Source organism: Vibrio sp. Vb0304 (assembly GCF_033338995.1).
Lineage (GTDB): Bacteria > Pseudomonadota > Gammaproteobacteria > Enterobacterales > Vibrionaceae > Vibrio > Vibrio alginolyticus.
The window spans coordinates 1-1,318 of sequence record NZ_JAWOTT010000165.1 but is presented as its reverse complement, the minus strand read 5'-3'; the positions used below and the strand labels follow the sequence as shown (position 1 = coordinate 1,318).

At 46.7% G+C, this 1,318-nt stretch carries 1 protein-coding gene and 2 pseudogenes; all 3 read right to left on the bottom strand.

Annotated elements, in window-relative coordinates; genetic code table 11:
- A pseudogene (locus R7P35_RS24690) lies at positions 1-339 on the bottom strand (protocatechuate 3,4-dioxygenase); the annotation flags it as partial.
- A 170-nt stretch (positions 340-509) separates the two neighbouring features.
- Positions 510-1,178, bottom strand: coding sequence for an arginine ABC transporter permease ArtM (gene artM / locus R7P35_RS24685; RefSeq protein WP_005455704.1), 669 nt, complete (start codon positions 1,176-1,178; stop codon positions 510-512).
- Positions 1,175-1,318, bottom strand: a pseudogene (locus tag R7P35_RS24680) (arginine ABC transporter permease ArtQ); the annotation flags it as partial. The gene artM and the pseudogene R7P35_RS24680, both read right to left, overlap by 4 nt.

Below are 1,318 nucleotides of genomic sequence, written 5' to 3'. Positions count from 1 at the left end.
TTCAGTTATTGTCGCGCCAAAACCTGAAAAACTTGGGTCAAACTTGTTTTGGCTGGGTTGATTCGGATGGTCATAAATCCCTTGGCCATCACACTGCCAAATTTCTATTTTTACGCCAGAGATAGGACGACCAAACACATCCAACACTTTACCTTGCAATGTTATCGCCTCTCCGATCAAAGTATCCGGTTTCAATACTAAATTTTGGCGAAGTGGAATCTTCACCACGGGATAAAATGGCCCTTCGGTCTGAGAGGGCGTCGGACGCATCGAGCTTTCCGCTTTAAGAAATGGCGCAAACATCAATGTCCATAACGCAAGAAAATGTCGTCGTTCCATGTTACTACCCAGAAAAATCTACTCACTTAAGTTTGGTGAAAGATGCGCAGTTTTCCACTTCCGGGTAAAACAAGAGAAGAGAAATAAAAAATGCCCCTACCAGAGAGTCAGTCGCAGAGGCATGGTGAAATTGAAGATGTGATGAACTTAAATCAACAATGGTTTGGTATTTATACGGTTTCAAAAGCCAGAGCTTTCTTCTCAACTTGGCGGAAGATAAGCGTCAGAATCCCGTTCACGCTCAGATAAAACGCGCCTGCTACACCGAAGACCATTAATGTATCGTAGGTTTGAGCATTAATGCGCTGAGCATAGCCCATCAAGTCCATGATGGTGATGGTGCTTGCCAAAGACGTGCCTTTGAACACCAAAATCACTTCGTTTGAGTAAGCAGGCACCGCGCGGCGAATCGCATAAGGAAGTAACACACGTAACGTGGCACTTTTGTTCATACCCAGCGCACGACACGCTTGCCATTGACCTGAAGGAATCGCATTAAACGCGCCTTTAAAAAGCTGAGTACTGTACGCGGCAGTATTTAATGCCAACGCTAACATGGCACAGAACCAAGGTTGGCTCAGCCAAGTCCACAGCACACTCTCTCTTACTGCATCAAATTGACCCGGGCCGTAGTAGACCAAGAAAATCTGAACCAGCAACGGTGTCCCAGTAAACAACGTGATGATGCCACGGCTTACCCAGTGCAAACCCGGAGTGCGTAGAATCAACGTCAAGGTCATCAATAGTGCAAGAATACAGCCGACAGCCAAAGACGCAGCCGTTAATTGAAGGCTAGTGCCTAAACCATCCAGCATTTGCCATACATGTTGTTCGTTCATGCGTTTGCCTCCTGCCCCATACTCATGCCTTGGATTGAGAATTTCTTATCAATCACTTTGACCGCGCGCTGCGTGATAAGCGTGATCACTAAGTAAATCGCCGCAGCCGTCGCATACCAAGTAAACGCTTCGTGCGTTGC